The organism is Pseudomonas sp. AL03 (genome assembly GCF_029960815.1).
In the GTDB taxonomy this organism is placed as follows: Bacteria; Pseudomonadota; Gammaproteobacteria; order Pseudomonadales; family Pseudomonadaceae; genus Aquipseudomonas.
This window is the reverse complement of record NZ_JASBRE010000023.1, coordinates 76,315-99,354: the sequence shown is the minus strand read 5'-3', so window position 1 is coordinate 99,354 and position 23,040 is coordinate 76,315. Positions and strand designations below refer to the sequence as shown.

The window sequence follows — 23,040 nt, the reverse complement described above, 5'->3', positions numbered from 1 at the left end:
GCCACCGTGGCGCATTGACGCCTCGGCTTGGGCGAGTCCATCCAATTACAGGGGTTCGAAGTCAGCCGTGAAATAACATGACCAGCAGCACCAGATTCACCAACAATGACGCCAGCGCCAAGGTCCGCCAGACCTTCAATGGCTCGCGCTCAAGCAACGGCCTGGGTCGCACGCTCAAACTGTGTCGCTCACCCTGTTCCAGCAGCAACAACCATTCTTCCGCCGTTTCAAATCGTTGACCCGGATCCACCGTCACGGCGCGCTCCAGACTTTGCGCAATCCATTCCGGCAGGTCGGGTCGATAGCGACTGGCACTGACAGGAATTCCGAACCGGGGGCGCTGGAAAGCTTCGATTTCGCCGTAGGGATAATGCCCGGTGAGCAGGAAATACAAGGTTACGCCGACGGCATACAGGTCCTGTTGCGGTGTCGGTGTTTCCCCGCGAAAGGCTTCCGGCGCGATATAGCTGGGCGTTCCGGGCAGGGCAGAAGGCTGATCTTCTGACAGGCCGGGGCAGTAGGCGAGACCGAAGTCCAGCAGGCGTAATTCGCCGTCGTCCCCCAGCAGCAGGTTCTCCGGTTTGATATCGCGATGGAGAATCTGCCGTCGATGCAGCATGCCAACGGCTCGCAGCAGGCGTTCGGCCAGATCCTGCCATTGCGGCAGAGGTAGCGGTCCGACATCAGCGTGCAACGCAGCCAACGTAGATCCGGAATATTCGCGCATCACGTAGTACAAATGCTGACGCTGACTGGCGGCATGGACTTCAGGGAAATGCCGGCCGGCCACGCGCTTGAGAAACCATTCTTCCGACAGCAATGCCTGCCCGGCCAAGTGATCGTCGCGCAGCGCACCGGGCAAGGTTTTCAGCAGCCAGGGTTGTTGTTGCCCGTCGCGTACCCGATAGAGCAACGACTGCTGGCTCTGACCGAGTATCCCTTCGACTTGCCAACCCTCGAACGTCTGACCCGGTTTCAGTGCTGGCGGCAGCGGCCATTGCTGCAAATGAATCAACGCATCGCCGATACTCGTTTCACCGAGGGCATCGACCCGCACCAGCAAGGCGCTGGCGTTATCCTGGCTGCCGGCCAGATGCGCCGCGTTGACCAAGGTCTGCGCCGCGCTGTTCAGATCTGGCTGATCGCGCAGAATCGCGGCAATCGCGGTGTCGCCCAGCACGGCCCAGATGCCGTCACTGAGCAGCACGAAGCTCTCATTAAGGCGCAGTTCGCCATCTAGAAAATCCAGCACCAAATGCTGATCGAGCCCGAGCGCCCGCTTGAGCACATGTTGCATGCCCGGTTGGTCCCAGACGTGATCCTCGCTGACCCGCTGCAACTGATCGGCGTGCCAGCGATAAACCCGGCAATCGCCGACATGGGCCAGGGTAAAACGCCTACCGCGTATGACCAAAGCACTGACAGTGGTCAGCAGCGGCTGCCCACCGCCGTTGGCCTGTAGCCAGCGATTTTGCGCCAGTAGCAGGCGATCCAGCGCTTGAGCGACGCCCCAGGTTTCCGGTGTGGCGTAGTAATCCAGCGCCAGGGCCTGCAACGTCGAGCGGGCGGCGAGGCCACCGTCGGCGCACTGGCTGACGCCATCGGCGATGGCGAAGAGGTAACCCTTGCTCGCTGCCAGCGCCGGGGCCGGGGTCACCAGGCGCAGGGCGTCCTGATTCTCCTCGCGAGGGCCGATGGCGCTGGCTTCGGCAAAACTCAGTTGCAGGCTCATTGAGGCGTCAGACCCGTGCAGCCGTCACGGCGGCCGAACCCCAGGTAGTTCTCCAGCGCCGTTTCACACCGTGCAGGCCGAACCAGGCGAGTACGCCGAGGCTGGCGAACAACCACAAGGCCAGTTGATAGCTGCCGGTGCTTTGCTTGATCGCGCCCATGCCCGCTGCCAGTGCAAACCCACCGATACCGCCAGCCATGCCGATCAAACCGGTCATCACACCGATCTCCCGACGAAAACGCTGCGGCACCAATTGGAAAACAGCGCCGTTACCTGCACCCAAACCGAGCATGGTGCAGACGAAAAGTGCCAGCGCAGCGTAGGAACTCGGCAGATTGAAACCCACCGCTGCGATGCAGACTGCCGCCACCGTGTACATCCCCAAGAGGGTGCGAATGCCACCGAAACGGTCGGCCAGAGCGCCGCCCAACGGACGCATCAAGCTGCCGCCGAACACGCAGGCTGCGGTGTAATAGCCGGCGGTCACCGGGCTGAGGCCATATTGGTCGTTGAAATAGCCGGGCAGAGCGCTGGCCAGGCCAATGAAGCCGCCGAACGTCACGCTGTAGAAAAACATGAACCACCAGCTGTCGCGGTCGCCCAAGGCCTTGAAGTAGTCGGACATGGACTTGGCTTTTGGCCGCTCAGGCGCGTTTTTGGCCAGCCAGGCAAAGATGATGATGGTCAGAATCAGCGGGATCAGGGCGAAGCCGAACACGTTACTCCAGCCAAATGCCGCGGCCAGGACCGGGGCGAGCAGGGCGGCGAACACCGTGCCCGAGTTGCCAGCACCGGCGATGCCCATGGCTTTGCCTTGGTGTTGTGGCGGATACCATTGCGACGCCAGCGGCAGGGCGACGGCAAAGGACGCGCCGGCCATGCCGAGGAACAGGCCCAGCACCAGCGCCTGCTCGTAGCTGTGGATACCGAGTTTCCAGGCGCCGAACAATGCGCAGATGACGATCACCTGGCCAATCAGTCCGGCAGTTTTTGGCGACAGGCGATCAGCCAGCAAGCCCATCACAAAGCGCAGCACGGCCCCGGCCAGAATCGGCGTGGCCACCACCAGCCCGCGCTGTTGGGTGGTCAGGTGCAAGTCGGCGGCGATTTGCACCGCCAGTGGGCCGAGCACGTACCAGACCATGAAGCTCAGGTCGAAATAGAGGAAGGCCGCGAACAATGTCGGGGTATGGCCGGATTTCCAGAAGCTTGAATTCATCGCGCACCTCAGCTGTTAATAGTCTCGAGAAGGAGTCATGAGCTTGCAGGTGGGGCGCCGCATCGGCCGCACCACCGGCCCCGGTCTCTGGGGCCAAAACAAAAAAACGCCGCCACCGGATTCGCCATGGGCAAATGAGGTGAGCGACGTCTTTGTCGTAGGTGGGGCAACCGCCGTTGGTTACCTGTAGTGATTACCTAGCGAGATTTGTGCCAGGTTCAAGATCGGTTACCCGAGCAACTCGCTCATCGCGATGATCTGTTCCGCCACCTGGATCAGCTTCTGCTGCCGGCTCATCGCCTGGCGGCGCATCAGGGTGTAGGCCTCTTCCTCGTTGCAGTCCTTCATTTTCATCAACAGCCCTTTGGCCAGTTCGATACGCTTGCGCTCGGCCAGTTGCTGGTCGCGGGCGTTGAGTTGGGCGCGCAGGGCCTGGTCGCTTTCAAAACGTGCCATGGCGACGTCGAGAATCGGCTGCAAGCGCTGTGCGTGGATGCCTTCGACGATGTAGGCACTGACCCCGGACTTGATCGCCTGACGCATCACATCGGGGTCATGTTCATCGGTAAACATCACAATCGGCCGCGGTTGGTCGCGGCTCACGAGCACCACTTGCTCCATCACATCGCGGCTCGGTGACTCGGTATCGATCAAAATCACATCCGGACGCACCGTTTCGACGCGCGCAGGCAGATCGATGGTCAGGCCCGACTCATCGATCACCTCGAACCCGGCTTCGGTCAGCGCCGCCTTCAGGCGACCGACTTTCTTCGCGGTGTCGTTGATCAGCAGGATACGCAACATATTCGCAGTCTCCTGTCAGCGGCTGGCGAGAAGGGGCGAGCTGTCGCTCAGGGCGTGCAGCTTGAAACTGCGGGCATATCCGGCCGGGTCCGAGCCGTCCCAGACCTTGCCGTCGATCAACTGGCTGCTGCGCATTTCCTGACCCGGGGCGGCGACACCCACCGCCGTGGCGGCCTCTCGATACAAGTCTAGTTGCTGGACCTGACGGGCCACGCCCAGATAGTCCGGGTCATCGCGCAACAAACCCCAGCGGCGGAACTGGGTCATGAACCACATGCCGTCGGACAAGTAAGGCAGGTTGACTTCGCCGTCCGCATGGAACCGCAGGGAATGCGGATCCTGCCAACGATTACCGAGGCCATCGGCGTAGTCACCGAGCAGCCTCGGCGCGATGCAGTCGAGTGGCGCGTCGAGGTATTCGGACGCACTCATCAGCTTTGCGGTGCTGCAGCGATTTTCCGTGCTTTGTTCGATGAAGCGGCTGGCTTCGAGTATCGCCATCACCAGCGCCCGGGCGGTGTTGGGGTATTGCTCGACAAACGCGCGGGTGCAACCGAGGACTTTTTCTGGATGATCGGGCCAGATGGTCTGGGTTGTGGCCAGGGTGAACCCCAGGTTCTGCTGCACCGCGCTGGCGGACCATGGCTCGCCGACGCAGAAACCATCGATGCGACCGGCTTGCAGGTGCGCGACCATTTGCGACGGCGGCACCACCACGCTGTTGACGTCCTGCAGCGGATGGATGCCCTGACTCGCGAGCCAGTAATACAGCCACATGGCGTGAGTGCCCGTAGGAAATGTCTGGGCGAAAGTGAGTTTTGGGCGACTTTGGTGCACGTGCCGGTCGAGTGCTTCAGGACTGGTCACGCCCAAGGCCTGTAAGCCATGGGAGAGATTGATGCTCTGGCCATTCTGATTCAGGCCCATGAGCACCGCCATGTCGGTCGACGCGACACCGCCGATGCCCAAATGCACGGCGTAGATCAAACCGTACAGGCTGTGGGCGGCGTCAAGTTCGCCACTGACCAGTTTGTCCCGCAGGTTGGCCCAGGACGGCTGGCGCTTGAGGTTCAGGGTCAGGCCATAAGGTTGCGCGAAGCCCTGCGTGGCCGCGACCACCACGGAGGCGCAGTCGCTGAGGGCCATGAAGCCGAGGTTGATTTCGGTCTTTTCCGGGGCATCGCTGCCGTTGACCCAGGCCAGAGGGTTGGCTGGAACTTCAATCATCTGTAAACACCTTCCATAAAAAAGCGCCGTACCGGGCTGCTTGCCAGAGCAAGGCCAAGTGACGACGCCTTTGTCTTTCGACTCATCCCGCCGTTGGCATGAGTGCTGATGTCAGTGACGGTGCAAGGCATATGCCATCGCTCACTGATTTTGTCGCGCGCCTCGCCTGCAACCTCGATGCCCGGCTATAATCGCCGCCACTTCTCGTAGCCCAGAGTCAAAGCCGCCCATGTACACCCTGGCCCGTCAGCTGTTGTTCAAACTTTCCCCGGAAACCTCCCACGATCTGTCCCTGGACCTGATCGGCGCGGGCGGGCGTTTGGGCCTCAACGGCTTGCTGTGCAAGGCACCGGCGAAAATGCCGGTGACCGTCATGGGCCTGGACTTCCCGAACCCGGTAGGTCTGGCGGCCGGTCTGGACAAGAACGGCGCGGCCATCGACGGGTTTGCCCAACTGGGTTTTGGTTTTGTCGAAATCGGCACCATTACGCCACGTCCGCAACCGGGCAACCCTAAACCACGGATTTTCCGTCTGCCGGAAGCCGAGGCGATCATCAACCGCATGGGGTTCAACAACCTCGGTGTCGATCACCTGTTGGCCCGAGTGGCGGCGGCCCAGTACAAGGGTGTGCTGGGTATCAATATCGGCAAAAACTTCGATACCCCGGTTGAGCGGGCGGTCGACGACTACCTGATCTGTCTGGACAAGGTCTACGTCCACGCCAGCTACGTAACGGTCAACGTCAGCTCGCCGAACACCCCTGGTCTGCGCAGCCTGCAGTTCGGCGATTCGCTGAAGCAATTGTTGGCTGACCTGGCTACGCGCCGCGCAGAACTGGCGCTGCGCCATGGCAAACATGTCCCACTGGCGATCAAGATTGCGCCGGACATGACCGACGAAGAAACCGCTCAGGTCGCGCAAGCGCTGATCGAAACCGGGATGGATGCGGTGATCGCCACCAACACCACCCTGAGCCGCGTCGGCGTTGAAGGCATGGAGCACGGCGACGAGGCGGGCGGTCTGTCCGGCGCACCGGTTCGCGACAAGAGCACCCACACCGTGAAGATGCTGGCGGCAGAGTTGGCCGGTCGCTTGCCGATCATCGCCGTGGGTGGCATTACCGAAGGCAAGCACGCGGCTGAGAAAATCGCTGCGGGGGCGAGCCTGGTGCAGCTCTATTCCGGCTTCATCTATAAAGGCCCGGCGCTGATTCGTGAATCTGTAGACGCCATCGCCGCCTTGCGCTGACTTGTAGCAGCTGCCGAGCACCGCGAGGCTGCGTTCGGCTGCGAAGCAGTCGTAAAACCAGCATGCGCGGTGTACCTGTAAGACCTCAGTGCCTGACTTAACGACTGCTTCGCAGCCGAACGCAGCCTCGCGGTGCTCGGCAGCTGCTACAGGGGAATGTGTGGGGAGCAGGCATAAAAAAGGGCTCCTCGAAGGAGCCCCTGGGCCGGAGCCCGCCGCCCGGATGGGGCGTGCGTGGTAAGTCGTTACATAATCAGATTGTCGTGTCGGAGTGTGTGCCCTGCGTTAGCCGACGGCGTGAAGTTCGTTGAGTCTATGGATTCCCGCAGTGCCGGTCATACCGTCCCAATTGTCGCCGCGTCCTTCTCGCCAGCCGTTAATCCAGGCTTGGCGTACCGACGGTAGAGTAAATGGGCAAAGCTCACGGGATTTGCCACCAACGCCATATTGATATCCGCGCAAAAATGCTCTTTCCAACGGATCACGCTTAAGTCTTCTCATAGGGTGTTGTCCTCACTTGTTGACTGTATTAATCGCGTTGACCTCAATCGAGGTCTGGCAGAAAAACTCCTGCCGTTGGGGCTCGCTGCCGGCGTCGCGAGCCAAGGTGTTGACGTCATTGCGGCGTCAACCTGAGTTGAGTTCTAACCAATGCGTCACATCGAGGGAATGATCGTTTTGTCATAAGGACGTAACTATTAAGGTGGTATGGCCATAAGTAACACGATGTTGTCCCGTGTTTATTGGCAAAACCCCGGTATGATCGGCCCTGCGCTGCAGGATGTATTGAACACCTAAGTGAGAATGCCTCCTGTTGAGCAGGGGGACTATTCGACGAAGGGTCGAGTTATGACATTTTGTTGCATCAACTTTTTTATCTGCCTTTGCATCTAAGCTCTTTTAACCCGAGCAGCAAGGGTGGAACGGCACACCTTCGTGCCACGCGGGCGCTCTTTTAGAAAAGCGCCTGATTGAAAACCGGGCCGGCAATGCGTTGTCGGTTCACTTAGCCAAAGGCTCTGAAATTCCAATGTCCGATCAATTCGAAATCTTCCTCACTTGCCCAAAAGGCCTTGAAGGCCTGCTCATCGAGGAAGCCATCGGGCTTGGCCTTGAGGAAGCGCGTGAGCACACCTCTGCCGTGCGCGGCATGGCGACCATGGAAACCGCTTATCGCCTGTGCCTGTGGTCGCGTCTGGCGAACCGGGTGCTGCTGGTGCTCAAGCGTTTCCCGATGAAGGACGCTGAAGACCTCTATCACGGCGTGCTGGATATCGAGTGGCAAGACCACATGCTCAACGACGGCACCCTGGCCGTCGAGTTCAGCGGTCACGGCTCGGGCATCGACAACACCCATTTTGGTGCCTTAAAGGTCAAGGACGCCATCGTCGACAAACTGCGCACACCGCAGGGCGACCGCCCATCCATCGACAAACTCAACCCGGACCTGCGCATTCACCTGCGCCTGGACCGTGGTGAAGCGATTCTGTCCCTCGACCTCTCCGGCCACAGCCTGCATCAGCGCGGCTATCGCTTGCAGCAGGGCGCGGCGCCGCTGAAGGAAAACCTCGCGGCAGCGATCCTGATCCGTTCCGGTTGGCCTCGCATTGCGGCCGACGGCGGCGCGCTGGCTGACCCGATGTGCGGTGTCGGTACGTTCCTGGTGGAAGCGGCGATGATCGCCGCCGACATGGCGCCGAACCTGCGTCGCGAGCAGTGGGGCTTCACGGCCTGGCTCGGTCACGTCCCGGCGCTGTGGAAAAAGCTTCACGAAGAAGCCACCGCCCGTGCCGCTGCCGGTCTGGCCAAGCCGCCGCTGTGGATTCGCGGTTACGAAGCCGATCCGCGCCTGATTCAACCGGGTCGCAACAACGTCGAACGTGCCGGCTTGAGCGAGTGGATCAAGATCTACCAGGGCGAAGTCGGGACGTTCGAGCCGCGTCCGGACCAGAACCAGAAAGGTCTGGTGATCTGCAACCCGCCGTACGGCGAGCGTCTGGGTGACGAAGCGAGCTTGCTCTATCTCTACCAGAACCTCGGCGAACGTCTGCGTCAGGCCTGCTTGAACTGGGAAGCGGCGGTGTTCACTGGCGCCCCGGACCTGGGCAAGCGCATGGGCATTCGCAGCCACAAACAGTATTCGTTCTGGAACGGCGCCTTACCGTGCAAATTGCTGCTGATCAACGTCACGCCGGACCAGTTCGTCACGGGCGAACGTCGCACCCCGGAGCAGCGTCAGGTCGAGCGTGAGCAGGCCGAAGTCGATGTCGCAGACAACGACGTAGCCCCCGGCAAGTACGAGAAGTACAACAAGAACGGCAACCCGATCAAACCGGTACCGGTGGTGATTGAGCAGCCGCGCTTGAGCGAAGGCGGGCAGATGTTTGCCAATCGTCTGCAAAAGAACCTCAAGGCCCTCGGCAAGTGGGTCAAGCGTGAAGGCATCGACTGCTACCGCGTCTACGATGCCGACATGCCGGAATACTCCATGGCCATCGACCTGTATCAGGATTGGGTCCACGTCCAGGAGTACGCCGCGCCGAAATCCATCGATCCGGAAAAAGCCTCGGCGCGTATGTTCGATGCCCTGGCCGCGATTCCGCAGGCCCTGAACATCGACAAGAGCCGCGTGGTGGTCAAGCGTCGCGAACGTCAGAGCGGCACCAAGCAGTACGAACGCCAAGCGGCACAGGGCAAGTTCGTCGAGGTCAATGAAGGCGGCGTGAAGCTGCTGGTGAACCTCACGGATTACCTCGACACCGGGCTGTTCCTCGACCACCGGTCGATGCGCATGCGCATCCAGAAAGAGGCGGCCGGTAAACGCTTCCTCAACCTGTATAGCTACACCGCGACCGCCAGTGTTCACGCAGCCAAGGGCGGCGCACGCAGCACCACCAGCGTCGACTTGTCGAAAACCTATCTGGACTGGGCGCGTCGCAACCTGTCGCTGAACGGTTTCTCTGACAAGAACCGTCTGGAGCAGGGCGATGTAATGGCCTGGCTCGACACCTGCCGTGACGAGTACGACCTGATCTTCATCGATCCGCCGACCTTCTCCAACTCCAAGCGCATGGAAGGGATCTTCGACGTGCAGCGCGACCAGGTGCAATTGATCGATCTGGCCATGGCGCGTTTGGCACCGGGCGGCGTGTTGTATTTCTCCAATAACTTCCGCAAGTTCCAGCTCGAGGAAAACCTCACTGAGCGTTACGCGGTCGAGGAAATCACCGCCCAGACCATCGATCCGGATTTCGCCCGTAATGGCAAGATCCACCGGGCATGGAAAATCACGGCTCGTTGACACTCAAAGGGATTGGATCCACAGAGCCTTGATTTTTAAAGGCTCTTGGCTTCTTTCTGTGCTGGTCAAATTGATGGCTAATAGCTATAACTCAACGCATGGCCATTGGGCTTTCCCGCACCTGGCGTTTTGAGTTGCGTCTATGTCGTTGCACGCCGTGCGCCCGAAGATCCTGGGTTTTATCAGTGAAGATGCCTCGACCTGGCTGGTCGCGCTGCTGGTATTGGTCGTCGGCGCAATTCTCACGGGATTGCTGGCGTGGTCGACGCTGAATCTGTTTCACCATCAATTGCGGCAACGTTTCCAACTGCTGGCCAGTGAACGTTACAGCCGTATCGAAGAACGTTTCGAAGATCAGGAGCAGCGTCTCGATGGCCTGCGCCGGTTCTTTGCCAATTCCGATTCGGTCTCCCGCGAGGAGTTCGACGGTTACACCCAACCGCTGCTGCACCGGACTCAGGCCTACTCCTTCGCCAAGCGGATAACCCGCGCCGAACGAGCGGAATTTGAACGCCAGGTGCGTGCAGAGGGTTTACCCGACTTCACCCTGCGTGAGCTCAATGCCGACGGCCAACTGCAACTGGCGGCCGAACGTGATGAATACGTGGCGGTACTCTATAGTCAGACCCAAAGCAAAATCGGCGCGCCGCTGGGCTACGACTTGTTGGCTCAACCCTTGCGCCGTTCCACCCTTGAACGGGCCGATCAGCACGGCAGCATGGCGGTATCGCAGCCAATGCATCTGGTCAATATCGAGCCGGGCTATGCACGCGGCGTGCTGCTGGTCGCGCCGGTGCTGCTGCGCAATAGCCCGGCTACGGCGCGATTGAAACCGTTCGGTTATGTCATGGCTGTGATCAGCATGCGCCAGTTGCTCGCGGACGGGCTGCCGGAGGCGGGCCGTGACTACCTTTCGGTGCGCGTCCTCGACTTATCCACAGATGATCAGCACGAAGTGCTTTATGAGTCTTCCAACACACCGGCCCCCAGTGAATTGGCCGTGACCCGGCTGCTGCGGCTCGCCGACCATGACTATCAAGTCGACATTCAGCCCAGCGATGCCTTCCTGAAAGCCAACCACTCTTCGGTGACCAGCCTGGTGGTGCTGGGTGGCTTGCTCAGTCTGTTGCTCAGTGCCTTGCTCTATGTGCTGGTCAGTCAGCGTCAACGGGCGCTGAAGATGGTCGAGCAACGGACCCAGGAACTGCGCGCCCGCGAGCAGGAGTTGCGCGGCACCCATGGCCAGTTGCGCGGCGTGCTGAATGCCGCGACTCAGGTGGCGATCATCGCCACTGACTTGCGCGGGGTCATCAGTACCTTTAATGCCGGTGCAGAGCAAATGCTCGGTTACACCAACGCTGAGGTGGTGGGCCACATGACCCTGGAAAACCTGCACCTGCCCCGTGAACTCCTTGCACGCTCGGCGGAGTTGAGTGCGCGCTATGGCAAGCCGATTCCGACCTGCCAGGCGATGTTGGTCGAGGGCGGCGAGGAGGGCGGTCACGAAGCGCGGGAATGGACGTTGCTACGTAGCGACGGCAGCCATTTGACGGTGAACATGCTCGCGACCCCGGTACTCGACGAGCAAGGCCTGTGGGTCGGGCACCTGGCGATCTGTATCGACATCACTGAACGCAAGCGAGTCCACGAGGCCCTGGCGGCACGGGACCTGTTGTTGAAGAAACTCAGCGCTCATGTACCCGGCGGGATCTACCAGTTCAAGATGGAATTCGATGGGCGCTTCAGCGTGATCTACGCCAGCGACGGTATTCGCGAGATCTACGAACTTGAGCCGGATGTGCTGTTGCTCAACGCCGAAGCGATTTTCACGCGGATTCATCCGCAGGACACCACCCGAGTCCGCGCCTCGATCCGGGCGTCGGCGGACACCCTCAGTCCTTGGCGCGAGGAATACCGCGTGCTGCTGCCCCTGCGCGGCCTGCGCTGGGTTCGTGGCGAGGCGACGCCAGAGGAATTGCCCGGTGGCGGCGTGCTTTGGCATGGCTACATCTCAGACATCTCTGACCTCAAGCGGGTGCAAGAAGAATTGCGTGCGCTGTCGATCACTGACTCGCTGACCGGGATCCACAACCGCCGCTATTTCCAGGAACGCCTGACCACCGAAATGGCCCGGGTCGAGCGCGGTGGCGGCGAGCTGTCAGTGATCATGCTCGATATCGACCACTTCAAACGTATCAATGACCAGCATGGCCACGCTGTCGGCGATCGGGTGTTGCAGATCGTGTGCGAACGCATCGGCCATCGGCTGCGCCGCACCGACGTGTTCTGTCGTCTGGGTGGCGAGGAGTTCATGGTGCTTTGCCCGGACATCGACGGCGGCCATGCGCATGTCCTGGCCTTGCAGTTATGGCAAGGGTTGCGCAGTTCGCCCATCGAAGGCGTCGGGACAGTGACCGCGAGTTTCGGGATTGCCAGTTGGCGAGTCGGCGAGGGCGCGGATGCGCTGCTACTGCGGGCGGATTCAGGGGTGTATGCGGCGAAACAGGCAGGACGGGATCGGGTTGAGGGGGAGATGAACTAAGTGCTGGCTGCACGCGATGATCGTTCCCACGCTCTGCGTGGGAATGCCTCTAGGGACGCTCTGCGTCCAGTGACGCGGAGCGTCACGGGCTGCATTCCCACGCAGAGCGTGGGAACGATCAAGTGCTTGGAGTATCCGGTTACAACACCGAAGCCGTTTCCGGCAGTTTCGGCTGGCGATACAGGTCCAGCAGCACCTGATCCAGCACCGAAGAGGCGCCAAACGGTGCCTTGTCGTTGAGGATCGCCACCACCGCCCAGGTATTGCCGTTGATGTCGCGGCTGAAACCCGAGATGGCGCGCACGGTGTTCAGGGTGCCGGTCTTGACGTGAGCTTCACCGCGCATCGCGGTGGTCTTCAGGCGTTTGCGCATGGTGCCGTCGGTGCCGGCAATCGGCATTGAACTGATGAACTCGGCGGAATAAGGGCTACGCCATGCGGCTTGCAGCATCGCGGCCATTTCCCGGGCACTGACGCGTTCGGCGCGGGACAGGCCGGAGCCGTTCTCCATCACCAGGTGCGGCGCCGTGATGCCTTTCTTCGCCAGCCACTGACGGACCACACGCTGTGCGGCTTTAGCATCATCGCCATCAGCGTCGGTGCGGAATTTCTGACCCAGACTCAGGAACAGCTGCTGAGCCATGGTGTTGTTACTGTATTTATTGATGTCACGGATGATTTCCGCCAGGTCCGGCGAGAACGCCCGGGCCAGCAATTTGGCATTGCTCGGGGTAGCCGCCAGCAAATCCTTACCCTGAATGCTGCCGCCCAGTTCCTTCCAGATCGCCCGCACGGCGCCCGCGGTGTAGGTCGCGTGGTCGAGCAGCGACAGATAAGTCTGGGAGCTGCAGCCCTCGCCCAACTGGCCGCCGACCGTCACGGTCACGCTGCCATCGGCCTGGGTCACCGGGTTGTAACGCACGCCACCGGCGCATTGCTTGGAGCTGGCGGCTTTGACCTGGTTTTCGATGCGAATCGTGGCAATCGGCGGTTCTACCGAAATCAGAACCCTGCCATTGTCGTTACGCGCCACAAAACGCAGGGCCTTGAGGTTGACCATCAGCGAGTCGGGTTTGACCAGGAACGGTTTGTTGTCGTCATTGCCATCGTCGTTGAACTGAGGCAGTTGCGGTTGTACGAAGAAACTGCGGTCCAGCACCAGGTCGCCGGTGATTTGGGTCACGCCGTTGGCGCGCAGGTCACGCATCAGCAACCAGAGTTTTTCCATGTTCAGCTTCGGATCGCCGCCACCCTTGAGGTAGAGGTTACCGTTGAGGATGCCGCCGCTGAGGGAGCCATCGGTGTAGAACTCGGTTTTCCACTGGTGGTTCGGGCCGAGCATTTCCAGGGCCGCGTAAGTGGTGACCAGTTTCATGGTCGAGGCCGGGTTGACCGATACGTCAGCGTTGTAAATGGTCGGGGTGCCAGGGCCGTTGAGCGGGATCATCACCAGCGACAAGGCGTTGTTTGGCATTTTGCTGGCCTTGATGGCCTTTTCAACGTTGGGCGTCAGCCCGGTGTTGATGGGGGCAGCGGAAACAGAGAAGGCCAGGGGAAGCAGAAAACCGGCCAGCAACAATGGACGCAAAGATTTGATCATGTGAAATAAAACCCTACAGCCGAGGGGGGAAAAGACGAGGGCATGCAGATAAATTCCCTCAGCGGTCATGAAAGTGTCGGCATTATGCCCCAAGGTGTAGCGGCTTGTGCCGTACCCTGGTCGTCTAATCCGCTATTTTTTTACCGACGGTAGGGCCTGCAACCCAGAGAGACGGGCAATCGGCGCCTTAAACTGCTAAAGTGCCGCCCGTTATTACTTATGAGGATTGTTCCAATGGCGACTAACCGTTCCCAGCGTCTGCGCAAAAAACTGTGCGTCGATGAATTTCAAGAGCTGGGTTTCGAACTGAACCTGGATTTCAAAGAAGATTTGGCTGATGAAGCCATTGATGCTTTCCTCGACGCGTTCCTGAAAGAAGCCATGGAAGCCAACGGTCTGGGCTATGTTGGCGGCGACGACTTCGGTCTGGTTTGCCTGCAGAAGCGTGGCTCGGTTTCCGAAGAGCAGCGTGCCGCAGTTGAAGCCTGGCTCAAAGGCCGCAGCGAACTGACTGAAGCAACCGTCAGCCCGCTGATCGACGTCTGGTACCCGGAAAAGCCGATCAATCCGGTAGCTTGATGTTCTAAAAAACGGCGACCCAAGGGTCGCCGTTTTTTTATCAAGGTTTAAGGCTCGCAGCCTCGTTTCACTCGACAGCTGCTACACGGATCGCATTCCATGTAGCAGCTGTCGAGTGAAACGAGGCTGCGATCTTTTGCTTTTCAAGCCTTGCGCCAGTTCAAGATCACCAGCGTCAACACCCCCGCCACAATCCCCCAGAACGCCGAACCGATGGAAAACAGCGTCAGCCCCGACGCCGTGACCATAAAGGTAATCAGCGCCGCTTCACGTTCCTTCACTTCGCTCATGGCAATGCTCAAGCCATTGATGATCGAGCCGAACAACGCCAGTGCCGCAATCGACAGCACCAACTCTTTCGGCAGTGCGGCAAACAACGCTGCCAGCGTTGCGCCAAACACCCCCGCGATCCCGTAGAAAATCCCGCACCAGACAGCCGCCGTGTAGCGCTTGTTACGATCCTCATGGGCATGCGGCCCGGTGCAAATCGCTGCACTGATGGCCGCGAGGTTGATCCCGTGGGAACCGAACGGCGCCAGCAGTAACGAGGCGATGCCGGTGGTGGTGATCAGCGGCGAGGCCGGCACGGTGTAACCGTCAGCGCGCAGCACAGCGATGCCCGGCATGTTCTGCGACGTCATTGCCACGACAAACAGCGGGATGCCGATGCTGATGGTCGCGGCCAGGGAGAAGTGCGGCGTGGTCCAGACCGGCGTCGCCACTTCCAGATGGAAGCCGCTGAAATCCAGCAGCCCCATGAACCCCGATAGCGCCGTGCCGATCAACAGCGCGGCCAGCACGGCATAACGCGGCGACAGGCGTTTGACCACCAGGTAAGTGAAGAACATCCCCAGTACCAGAGCAGTGCGATGCTGGGCGGCGACGAAGATTTCGCTGCCGATCTTGAACAGAATTCCCGCCAGCAAAGCGGCGGCCAATGACGCTGGAATCTTTTTCACCAGCCGTTCGAAGCTGCCGGTCAGGCCACAAAGGGTCACCAGTACCGCGCAGGTAATGTAGGCGCCAATGGCTTCGCCGTACGTCACGCCGCCCAGACTGGTGATCAGCAACGCCGCGCCGGGGGTCGACCAGGCGATCGTGATAGGGGTGCGATAGCGCAAAGACAGGCCAATCGAGCACACCGCCATGCCAATGGAGATCGCCCAGATCCACGATGAAATCTGCCCGCTGGTCAGCCCCGCCGCTTGCCCGGCCTGGAACATCAGGACCAGCGAGCTGGTGTAACCGGTCATCATCGCGATGAAGCCGGCGACGATCGCCGAAGGCGACGTATCGGCCAAAGGGCGGAGCTGCGTGTGCGTGGCGTCGTTCATGACCGCGGTGTTCCTTATACTTTTGAAAGGTAAAACCCGGGTTCAAGCCTAAACTCAAAAGTAACCAAGCGTTGCAATACAGCCGAGGCCGCAAACAGCCGTACAGTCGTGTTGCCACCCTCCATTGTGTACAATCGCAGTGTTTTTTACGCGATACTTGCCAGCGACCCACTGTGCCGTATTACAGTCACGGTCAATTCGCCGCAGTTCTTCCGACTCGAGTGCCCATGAACGAACAGTTGCAACCCCTAAAGAAACAACCGCGAGCAGGCAAAGCCGGCCGTAGCGGCACCCAGGACGATATTGTCTACGCGCATATTTTCGAGGCCATCCTCGAACAGCGTCTGGCGCCCGGCACCAAGTTGAGCGAAGAAGCGCTGGGGGAAATTTTCGGGGTCAGTCGCACCATCATTCGCCGCGCGCTGTCGCGCCTGGCCCATGAAGGCGTCGTGCTGCTGCGTCCGAACCGTGGCGCTGTCGTCGCCAGCCCGAGTGTCGAAGAGGCTCGCCAAGTGTTCTTGGCCCGGCGTCTGGTGGAGCGAGCGATCACTGAACTGGCTGTGCAGCACGCCACTGCCGAACAGATTGCCGAGTTGCGCCAGATGGTTAACGACGAGCGCGACAGCTTCTCCCGGGGCGATCGCGGTGCCGGCATCCGCTTGTCGGGCGAGTTTCACTTGAAGTTGGCTGAAGCGGCGAAAAACGCGCCGCTGATCAGCTTCCAGCGCAGTCTGGTGTCCCAGACCTCGTTGATCATTGCTCAGTACGAAAGCGGCAATCGCTCCCACTGTTCCTACGATGAGCACACCCAACTGATCGACGCCATCGAAGCGCGCAACGCTGAGCTGGCGGTGGACCTGATGATGCATCACATGGATCACATCGACAGCAAACTCAACCTCGACGAAGAAAGCGCGTCGGATGATTTGCATGCGGTGTTCTCGCATTTGTTGCAGACCAAAAAGCCAGGGCGGCCGGTCGCCAAGCTATAAGTCAGACCGAGTGATGATCGTTCCCACGCTCTGCGTGGGAATGCAGCCCGTGACGCTCCGCGTCACTGGACGCAGAGCGTCCCTAGAGGCATTCCCACGCGGAGCATGGGAACGATCAGCGTGGAGAGATTTTAGCGCTGATGCACCTGATTACCCGCCGCATACGTCTGCAGAACAGTCCGGTCATCCCCCAGCGTCATCAATACAAACAACGTTTCGGCAATGTTATTGGCCTGCTTCAAGCGATAGCTCAGCAGCGGCGTGGCGTTGTAGTCCAGTACCAGGAAGTCGGCGTCGGTGCCCGGTTGCAGGGTGCCAATCTTGTCTTCCAGGCGCAACGCGCGGGCACCGCCGAGGGTCGCCAGGTACAGCGACTTGAACGGGCTCAGTCGCGCACCTTGCATCTGCATGACCTTGTAGGCTTCGTTCAGGGTTTGCAGCAGCGAGAAACTGGTGCCGCCACCGACGTCTGTGCCCAAACCAACATTCAATTTGTGCTTCTCGGCCATCGGCAGGTTGAACAGGCCGCTGCCGAGGAAGAAGTTCGAGGTCGGGCAGAAGGCGATCGCCGAGCCGGTTTCCGCGAGCCGCGCGCACTCGTCATCGCACAGGTGCACGCCGTGGGCGAATACCGAACGCTCGCCGAGCAGTTTGTAGTGGTCGTAGACGTCCAGGTAGCCCTTGCGCTCTGGAAACAGTTCCTTGACCCACTCGACTTCTTTCAGGTTTTCGCTGATGTGGGTTTGCATGTACAGGCCAGGGAATTCGCTGAGCAACTGGCCTGCAAGGGTCAGCTGTTCCGGGGTGCTGGTCGGGGCGAAGCGCGGGGTGACCGCGTAGTGCAGTCGACCCTTGCCGTGCCAGCGTTCGATCAGTGCCTTGCTTTCGACATAGCTGGATTCAGCGGTGTCGGTCAGGTAGTCCGGGGCGTTGCGGTCCATCATCACTTTGCCGGCGATCATCCGCAGGTCCAGCTGCTCGGCGGCCTCGAAAAACGAGTTCACCGATTGCGGGTGCACGCTGCCGAATACCAGCGCAGTCGTGGTGCCGTTGCGCAGCAGTTCCTTGATGAAAATGCCCGCGACCTCGTCGGCGTGAGCCTTGTCGGCGAACTGGCTTTCGCACGGGAAGGTGTAAGTGTTGAGCCAGTCGAGCAGTTGCTCGCCGTAGGCACCGACCATGCCGGTTTGCGGCAGGTGAATGTGGGTGTCGATGAAGCCTGGGGTGATCAACGCATCCTGGTAATGGGTGATTTCGATGTCGGCCGGCAGGGTCGGCAGCAATTCGCTGGCGTGGCCGACGGCGCTGATCTGGCCGTTATCGACCACCAGCAGGCCGTCCTCGAAATACTCGTACGAGGCTTCGATGCCCACTTCAGCGGGGTCGGCGATGCTGTGCAGAATGGCGGCGCGGTAGGCTTTTCGAGTCAAAGGCATGTGAGTTCTCAATGGGTGGCTTGGCTGCGGCGTGAAGCAGGCAGCAGTTTGGCAATCGATGATCCGGCGCTGGCGGTGTGCTGGCCGAAATTCGCGTTATAGGTGGCGATGATTTCGCCGGCGATGGAGATGGCGATTTCCACAGGCAACTTGCCTTTGACTTCGCCGATGCCCATCGGGCAGCGCATGCGTTGCAGCGCGGCGCTGTCGAAACCACGGTCACGCAAGCGGTGTTCGAACTTCACCCGTTTGGTCTTTGAACCGATCAGGCCGAAGTAGGCGAAGTCGTTGCGTTTGAGGATCGCGGCGGTGAGTTCGAGGTCGAGCTGATGGTTGTGGGTCATGACGATGCAATAGCTGCCGGCGGGCAGGTCATCGATTTCGTCCACCGGTTCTTCGGCGACGATTTTACGGACGCCGTGGGGGATCTGTTCAGGGAATTCGGCTTCCCGCGAGTCGATCCAGCGCACCCGGCAGGGCAGGCTGGCGAGGAGCGGCACCAGCGCCCGACCGACATGACCGGCGCCGAACACGGCAATCTGCGCCTGGACCTGGCCCATCGGTTCGAACAGCAACACGGTCACGCCGCCGCAGCACTGGCCCAGACTGGCGCCGAGGCTGAAGCGCTCCAGATGGGTGTCCTGCTTGCCGCTGGCAAGCATCTCCCGGCCGATCTGCATGGCCTTGTATTCCAGATGCCCGCCACCGATGGTGTCGAAGGCCTGGTTGGCGCCGATGACCATCTTCGAACCGGCATTGCGCGGCGTCGAGCCGAGCTCTTCGATGATGGTCACCAACACGCAGGGTTCACCCCGGGTTTGCAGGTCGGCGAGGGCGTCGATCCAGTTGTACATGTTTCACCTCAACATCTCTGTTGTCTGTTCGGGCGTCTTCGCGGGCAAGCCTCGCTCCTACAAGTTTTGCAGCGAATGTATTATCGCGATACACCGTCAATCTGTAGGAGCGAGGCTTGCCCGCGAAGGCCGCGCCTCGGTCTAGAGCGAAGCCAACTCCGGCTCAGCCGCGACAGCTTTCGCCGCCTTCAACTGCCGCATCTGCTCACACCCCCACAACACCCGCTCCGGCGTCGCCGGCGCGTCGATGTTCGGTTGATGCTTGTAGTCGCCAAGGCTCGCCACTGCGTCCTTGATCGCACACCACGCCGCGATGCCGAGCATGAACGGCGGCTCGCCCACCGCCTTGGAATGGAACACCGTGTCTTCCGGGTTTTTACGGTTTTCCACCAGCTTCACGCGCAGGTCCAGCGGCATGTCCGCCACCGCCGGAATCTTGTAGCTGGCCGGGCCGTTGGTCATCAGTTTGCCTTTGTTGTTCCACACCAGTTCCTCCATGGTCAGCCAACCCATGCCCTGGATGAAACCGCCCTCGACCTGACCGATGTCGATCGCCGGGTTCAGCGAGTCGCCGACGTCATGCAAAATGTCGGTGCGCAGCATCTTGTACTCGCCGGTCAGGGTGTCGATGATCACCTCGCAACAGGCTGCACCGAAGGCGTAGTAGTAAAACGGCCGACCACGAGCCTGGCTGCGGTCGTAGAAGATTTTCGGGGTCTTGTAGAACCCGGTGCTCGACAGCGACACCTGAGCGAAATACGCCTGCTGGATCAGCGATTCAAAGGTCAGGATGTGATCGCGAACCCGCACGTGACCGTTGTGGAATTCCACGTCTTCTTCGCTGACCTTGTACTGCCGCGCGGCAAATTCAACCAGGCGTTTCTTGATGATTTCAGCGGCGTTCTGCGCGGCTTTACCGTTCAAGTCGGCACCGCTGGAAGCGGCGGTCGGCGAGGTGTTCGGGACCTTGTCGGTGTTGGTCGCGGTGATCTGCACGCGGTCCATTTCCACCTGGAACACTTCGGCCACAACCTGCGCGACCTTGGTGTTCAATCCCTGGCCCATTTCAGTGCCGCCATGGTTCAGGTGGATGCTGCCGTCGGTGTAGATGTGGATCAGCGCGCCGGCCTGATTGAGGAAGCTGGCGGTGAAGGAAATACCGAATTTCACCGGGGTCAGCGCCAGACCTTTTTTCAGGATCGGGCTGTTGGCGTTGTAGCGACGAATCGCTTCGCGGCGCTCGGCGTACTGGCTGCTTTCTTCGAGTTCGGCGGTCATTTCCTCGAGCATGTTGTGCTCGACGGTCTGGTAGTAATGGGTGACGTTGCGCTCGGTCTTGCCGTAGTAGTTGGCCTTGCGCACGGCCAGCGGATCAAGGGCCAGATGGCGGGCAATCGCGTCCATCACTTCTTCGATGGCGACCATCCCCTGCGGGCCGCCGAAACCGCGGTAAGCGGTATTCGACGCGGTGTTGGTCTTGCAGCGATGACCGTTGATGGTCGCATCGCCCAAATAGTACGAGTTGTCGGCGTGGAACATTGCGCGGTCAACAATCGACGCCGACAAGTCTGGCGAGCAACCGCAGTTACCGGCGAGCTCCAGGGCGATTCCGTGCAGCCGACCGGTGCTGTCGAAGCCCACGTCGTATTCGACGTAGAACGGGTGACGCTTGCCGGTCATCAGCATGTCTTCGACGCGCGGCAGGCGCATTTTGGTCGGTTGTCCGGTGAGGTGCGCGATCACCGCGCACAGACACGCCGGGCTGGCGGCCTGGGTTTCCTTGCCGCCGAAACCGCCGCCCATGCGGCGCATGTCGACGACGATTTTGTTCATCGACACATCGAGCACTTCGGCCACCAGTTTCTGCACTTCGGTGGGGTTTTGCGTCGAGCAGTAGACGATCATGCCGCCGTCTTCGGTCGGCATTACTGAAGAGATCTGGGTTTCGAGGTAGAAGTGTTCCTGGCCGCCGATGTGCAGCGTGCCCTGGATGCGATGCTCGGCAGTTGCCAAAGCGCCGGCCGAATCGCCGCGCTGATGGGTGTGGCTGTCGAGTACAAAGTGGCGTTTGCGCAGGGCTTCGACCACGTCCAGAACGGGTTCGAGATCCTCGTATTCGATGATCGCGGCCATGGCGGCTTTGCGTGCGGTTTCCAGGTCTTTCGCGGCGACGGCGAGCACCGGTTGACCGACGAATTGCACATCGTCGATGGCCAGCAGCGGGTCGCCCGGCAGCAATGGACCGATGTCTTTCAGGCCCGGCACATCTTCGTGGGTGATAGCGATGCGCACGCCTTCAAAGGCGTAGCAGGGCTTGGTGTCGATGCTGATGATTTTCGCGTGGGCGCGGTCCGACAGCCGTGCGTAAACGTGCAGCTGATTCGGGAATTCCAGACGGTCGTCGATGTACTGCGCTTCACCGGACACATGCTTGTCGGCGCTGTCGTGCTTGACGCTGCGGCCGACGCCGGTGGTCAGGTCCTTGGCAAACAGTTCAGCCAGTTCGGCTTGGGTCTTCTCTACAGCGTGATGATTAGACATAAGCGGTCACCCGAGTCTCGATGTGCGGTGTTTGCAGTTCGATGAAGTATTTGCGCAGCAGATTTTGCGCGCTGAGCAGGCGGTATTCCTTGCTGGCGCGGAAGTCCGAGAGCGGCGTGAAATCTTCGGCCAATGCGGTGCAGGCGCGTTCGACGGTGTCGTTGTTCCACGTGGCGCCGAGCAATACAGCTTCGCAGGCCTTGGCACGTTTTGGTGTAGCCGCCATGCCGCCGAAGGCGACGCGGGCGTCGGCGATCACGCCATTGTCGATGCGCAGGTTGAACGCGGCGCAGACCGCGGAAATATCATCGTCCAGACGCTTCGACACCTTGTAGGCGCGGAACAGTTGTTCGGCGCTGGCACGCGGCACGATGATCTTTTCGATGAACTCGCTTTCCTGACGCGCGGTGACCCGGTAATCGATGAAGTAATCTTCCAGGGCCATGGTGCGGCGGACTTCGCCTTTGCACAGGACAATCTGCGCGCCGAGTGCAATCAGCAGGGGTGGGGAGTCACCGATCGGCGAGGCGTTGCCGATGTTGCCGCCGAGGGTGCCCTGGTTGCGTATCTGCAGGGAAGCAAAGCGTTGCAGCAATTCGCCGAAGTCCGGGTACTCGGCCTTCAAGGCCTCGTAGCAATCGGAGAGGGCCGTGGCGGCGCCGATTTCCAGGCGATCGTCGAAGCGTTCGATGCGCTTCATCTCGGCGACGTTGCCTACATAAATCATCACCGGCAGAGTGCGGTGGAATTGCGTGACTTCCAGCGCCAGGTCCGTACCGCCGGCCAGCAGGCGAGCCTGTGGATAAGCGTCATAGAGGTCAGCCAGATCGGCGACGGTCAGCGGCACCAGGCAGCGTTTGTCGCCGCTGTTGAGTTCGCCGATGTCGGTAGGTGTGATGGCTTTCAGTCGAACGATGGTGTCGGCTTCGCGAACATCGAACTGATCCGGTTGCTTGCCGCAGCAGGATTGTTCGGCGGCAGCCAGAATCGGCCGATAGCCGGTGCAGCGGCAGAGGTTGCCGGCCAGGGCTTCGTGAGCTTTATGAGCATCCGGTTGATCGCTGTTCTTTTGCAGCGCGAACAGCGACATCACAAAGCCTGGCGTGCAGAAACCGCATTGCGAGCCATGGCATTCGACCATGGCTTTCTGCACGCTGTGCAGTTGGCCCTGGTGCTTGAGGTCTTCGACGCTGATCAGTTGTTTGCCGTGCAGTGACGAAACGAACGTCAGGCACGAGTTGAGGCTGCGATAGCGAATGTGTTCGCGGCCATCGTCATCCGTTTGCAGCTCGCCGACCACCACGGTGCACGCACCGCAGTCACCGCTGGCGCAGCCTTCTTTGGTGCCGGGTTTGCCCACATGGTCGCGCAGATAATTGAGCACGGTCAGGTTTGGGTCCAGGGCGTGCTCGCTACGGAGTTCCTGGTTAAGTAAAAACTGGATCACGGAAGGCCTCGCAGACTCATTATTGTTGTTAACCGACTTGAACCGAATTTATCAGGTCTGACTTTTCGGTCAATGATTTTCTGACTTAAAGGTCAGGAAATGGCATTTTGTCGATCAACGACTCGTTCCTTCATTATTGACCCTCACGGGATAGCCTGCTTTTTGCTTGAATCGTGCCAAAAA

The 23,040-nt window shown here is 60.3% G+C and carries 16 protein-coding genes; 5 read left to right on the top strand and 11 right to left on the bottom strand.

Annotated features, from left to right (window positions below):
- Window positions 1-61: 61 nt before the first annotated feature.
- The 4 genes from QK293_RS20805 to QK293_RS20790 form a co-directional block, all read right to left on the bottom strand.
- Window positions 62-1,732 carry a bifunctional protein-serine/threonine kinase/phosphatase gene (locus QK293_RS20805; protein ID WP_282380497.1) on the bottom strand — a complete coding sequence of 557 codons (1,671 nt, stop codon included), beginning with the start codon at window positions 1,730-1,732 and terminating at the stop codon, window positions 62-64.
- Between the two features lie 7 nt (window positions 1,733-1,739).
- The gene (locus tag QK293_RS20800) at window positions 1,740-2,951 is read right to left on the bottom strand and encodes a nitrate/nitrite transporter (protein WP_282380496.1); all 1,212 of its coding nucleotides are present in this window, start codon (window positions 2,949-2,951) and stop codon (window positions 1,740-1,742) included.
- Between the two features lie 228 nt (window positions 2,952-3,179).
- Window positions 3,180-3,755 carry an ANTAR domain-containing protein gene (locus tag QK293_RS20795; protein ID WP_008146285.1) on the bottom strand — a complete coding sequence of 192 codons (576 nt, stop codon included), beginning with the start codon at window positions 3,753-3,755 and terminating at the stop codon, window positions 3,180-3,182.
- Window positions 3,756-3,770: 15 nt separating this feature from the next.
- On the bottom strand, window positions 3,771-4,982 hold the full coding sequence (locus tag QK293_RS20790; RefSeq protein WP_282380493.1) for a CmpA/NrtA family ABC transporter substrate-binding protein: 1,212 nt from the start codon (window positions 4,980-4,982) through the stop codon (window positions 3,771-3,773).
- A gap of 229 nt (window positions 4,983-5,211) precedes the next feature.
- Here QK293_RS20790 and QK293_RS20785 point away from each other — a divergent pair, with 229 nt between their 5' ends.
- Window positions 5,212-6,231, top strand: coding sequence for a quinone-dependent dihydroorotate dehydrogenase (locus tag QK293_RS20785; RefSeq protein ID WP_282380491.1), 1,020 nt, complete (start codon window positions 5,212-5,214; stop codon window positions 6,229-6,231).
- 285 nt (window positions 6,232-6,516) lie between these two features.
- Here QK293_RS20785 and QK293_RS20780 read toward each other — a convergent pair whose 3' ends face one another.
- Window positions 6,517-6,732, bottom strand: coding sequence for a ribosome modulation factor (locus QK293_RS20780; protein ID WP_003223300.1), 216 nt, complete (start codon window positions 6,730-6,732; stop codon window positions 6,517-6,519).
- Between the two features lie 529 nt (window positions 6,733-7,261).
- Here QK293_RS20780 and rlmKL point away from each other — a divergent pair.
- Complete coding sequence (rlmKL, locus tag QK293_RS20775; protein ID WP_282380488.1) at window positions 7,262-9,532, top strand: bifunctional 23S rRNA (guanine(2069)-N(7))-methyltransferase RlmK/23S rRNA (guanine(2445)-N(2))-methyltransferase RlmL; 2,271 nt, start codon at window positions 7,262-7,264, stop codon at window positions 9,530-9,532.
- Window positions 9,533-9,674: 142 nt separating this feature from the next.
- Window positions 9,675-12,074, top strand: a complete 2,400-nt coding sequence (locus QK293_RS20770; RefSeq protein WP_282380486.1) for a GGDEF domain-containing protein — start codon at window positions 9,675-9,677, stop codon at window positions 12,072-12,074.
- Window positions 12,075-12,213: 139 nt separating this feature from the next.
- Here the strand turns inward: QK293_RS20770 and dacB are convergent, their stop codons facing one another.
- On the bottom strand, window positions 12,214-13,674 hold the full coding sequence (gene dacB / locus QK293_RS20765) for a D-alanyl-D-alanine carboxypeptidase/D-alanyl-D-alanine-endopeptidase (RefSeq protein ID WP_282380484.1): 1,461 nt from the start codon (window positions 13,672-13,674) through the stop codon (window positions 12,214-12,216).
- 234 nt (window positions 13,675-13,908) lie between these two features.
- Between dacB and QK293_RS20760 the strand changes: the two genes are divergently transcribed.
- Window positions 13,909-14,253: a YggL family protein gene (locus QK293_RS20760; protein ID WP_007896965.1), complete on the top strand. Its 345-nt coding sequence runs from the start codon at window positions 13,909-13,911 to the stop codon at window positions 14,251-14,253.
- Window positions 14,254-14,396: 143 nt separating this feature from the next.
- Here the strand turns inward: QK293_RS20760 and QK293_RS20755 are convergent, their stop codons facing one another.
- Window positions 14,397-15,587 (bottom strand): benzoate/H(+) symporter BenE family transporter, encoded by a 1,191-nt coding sequence (locus QK293_RS20755; protein ID WP_282380481.1) that lies wholly within the window; start codon window positions 15,585-15,587, stop codon window positions 14,397-14,399.
- A 227-nt stretch (window positions 15,588-15,814) separates the two neighbouring features.
- Here QK293_RS20755 and QK293_RS20750 point away from each other — a divergent pair, with 227 nt between their 5' ends.
- Complete coding sequence (locus tag QK293_RS20750) at window positions 15,815-16,579, top strand: GntR family transcriptional regulator (RefSeq protein ID WP_282380479.1); 765 nt, start codon at window positions 15,815-15,817, stop codon at window positions 16,577-16,579.
- A 131-nt stretch (window positions 16,580-16,710) separates the two neighbouring features.
- On the opposite strand, the gene guaD is transcribed toward QK293_RS20750, so the two are convergent.
- The 4 genes from guaD to xdhA all read right to left on the bottom strand — a co-directional run bounded on the left by guaD (window position 16,711) and on the right by xdhA (window position 22,857).
- Window positions 16,711-18,015 carry a guanine deaminase gene (gene guaD, locus QK293_RS20745; RefSeq protein ID WP_282380477.1) on the bottom strand — a complete coding sequence of 435 codons (1,305 nt, stop codon included), beginning with the start codon at window positions 18,013-18,015 and terminating at the stop codon, window positions 16,711-16,713.
- An 8-nt stretch (window positions 18,016-18,023) separates the two neighbouring features.
- Window positions 18,024-18,869, bottom strand: coding sequence for a xanthine dehydrogenase accessory protein XdhC (gene xdhC / locus QK293_RS20740; protein ID WP_282380475.1), 846 nt, complete (start codon window positions 18,867-18,869; stop codon window positions 18,024-18,026).
- A gap of 141 nt (window positions 18,870-19,010) precedes the next feature.
- Entirely contained in the window at window positions 19,011-21,410 is a 2,400-nt protein-coding gene (gene xdhB / locus QK293_RS20735) for a xanthine dehydrogenase molybdopterin binding subunit (RefSeq protein ID WP_282380473.1), read from the bottom strand.
- Complete coding sequence (gene xdhA, locus QK293_RS20730; RefSeq protein ID WP_282380471.1) at window positions 21,403-22,857, bottom strand: xanthine dehydrogenase small subunit; 1,455 nt, start codon at window positions 22,855-22,857, stop codon at window positions 21,403-21,405. The genes xdhB and xdhA overlap by 8 nt, the downstream gene beginning before the upstream one ends.
- Between the last annotated feature and the right edge of the window lie 183 nt (window positions 22,858-23,040).

What these genes read in the sequence shown, in the direction of transcription:
- QK293_RS20750 (WP_282380479.1), top strand. Translation starts at nt 15,815, where the DNA reads ATGAACGAACAGTTGCAACCCCTAAAGAAACAACCGCGAGCAGGCAAA.
- rlmKL (WP_282380488.1), top strand. Translation starts at nt 7,262, where the DNA reads ATGTCCGATCAATTCGAAATCTTCCTCACTTGCCCAAAAGGCCTTGAA.
- xdhB (WP_282380473.1), bottom strand. Translation starts at nt 21,410, where the DNA reads ATGTCTAATCATCACGCTGTAGAGAAGACCCAAGCCGAACTGGCTGAA.
- guaD (WP_282380477.1), bottom strand. Translation starts at nt 18,015, where the DNA reads ATGCCTTTGACTCGAAAAGCCTACCGCGCCGCCATTCTGCACAGCATC.
- QK293_RS20795 (WP_008146285.1), bottom strand. Translation starts at nt 3,755, where the DNA reads ATGTTGCGTATCCTGCTGATCAACGACACCGCGAAGAAAGTCGGTCGC.
- QK293_RS20770 (WP_282380486.1), top strand. Translation starts at nt 9,675, where the DNA reads ATGTCGTTGCACGCCGTGCGCCCGAAGATCCTGGGTTTTATCAGTGAA.
- xdhC (WP_282380475.1), bottom strand. Translation starts at nt 18,869, where the DNA reads ATGTACAACTGGATCGACGCCCTCGCCGACCTGCAAACCCGGGGTGAA.
- QK293_RS20800 (WP_282380496.1), bottom strand. Translation starts at nt 2,951, where the DNA reads ATGAATTCAAGCTTCTGGAAATCCGGCCATACCCCGACATTGTTCGCG.
- QK293_RS20780 (WP_003223300.1), bottom strand. Translation starts at nt 6,732, where the DNA reads ATGAGAAGACTTAAGCGTGATCCGTTGGAAAGAGCATTTTTGCGCGGA.
- dacB (WP_282380484.1), bottom strand. Translation starts at nt 13,674, where the DNA reads ATGATCAAATCTTTGCGTCCATTGTTGCTGGCCGGTTTTCTGCTTCCC.
- QK293_RS20805 (WP_282380497.1), bottom strand. Translation starts at nt 1,732, where the DNA reads ATGAGCCTGCAACTGAGTTTTGCCGAAGCCAGCGCCATCGGCCCTCGC.
- QK293_RS20785 (WP_282380491.1), top strand. Translation starts at nt 5,212, where the DNA reads ATGTACACCCTGGCCCGTCAGCTGTTGTTCAAACTTTCCCCGGAAACC.
- QK293_RS20760 (WP_007896965.1), top strand. Translation starts at nt 13,909, where the DNA reads ATGGCGACTAACCGTTCCCAGCGTCTGCGCAAAAAACTGTGCGTCGAT.
- QK293_RS20755 (WP_282380481.1), bottom strand. Translation starts at nt 15,587, where the DNA reads ATGAACGACGCCACGCACACGCAGCTCCGCCCTTTGGCCGATACGTCG.
- QK293_RS20790 (WP_282380493.1), bottom strand. Translation starts at nt 4,982, where the DNA reads ATGATTGAAGTTCCAGCCAACCCTCTGGCCTGGGTCAACGGCAGCGAT.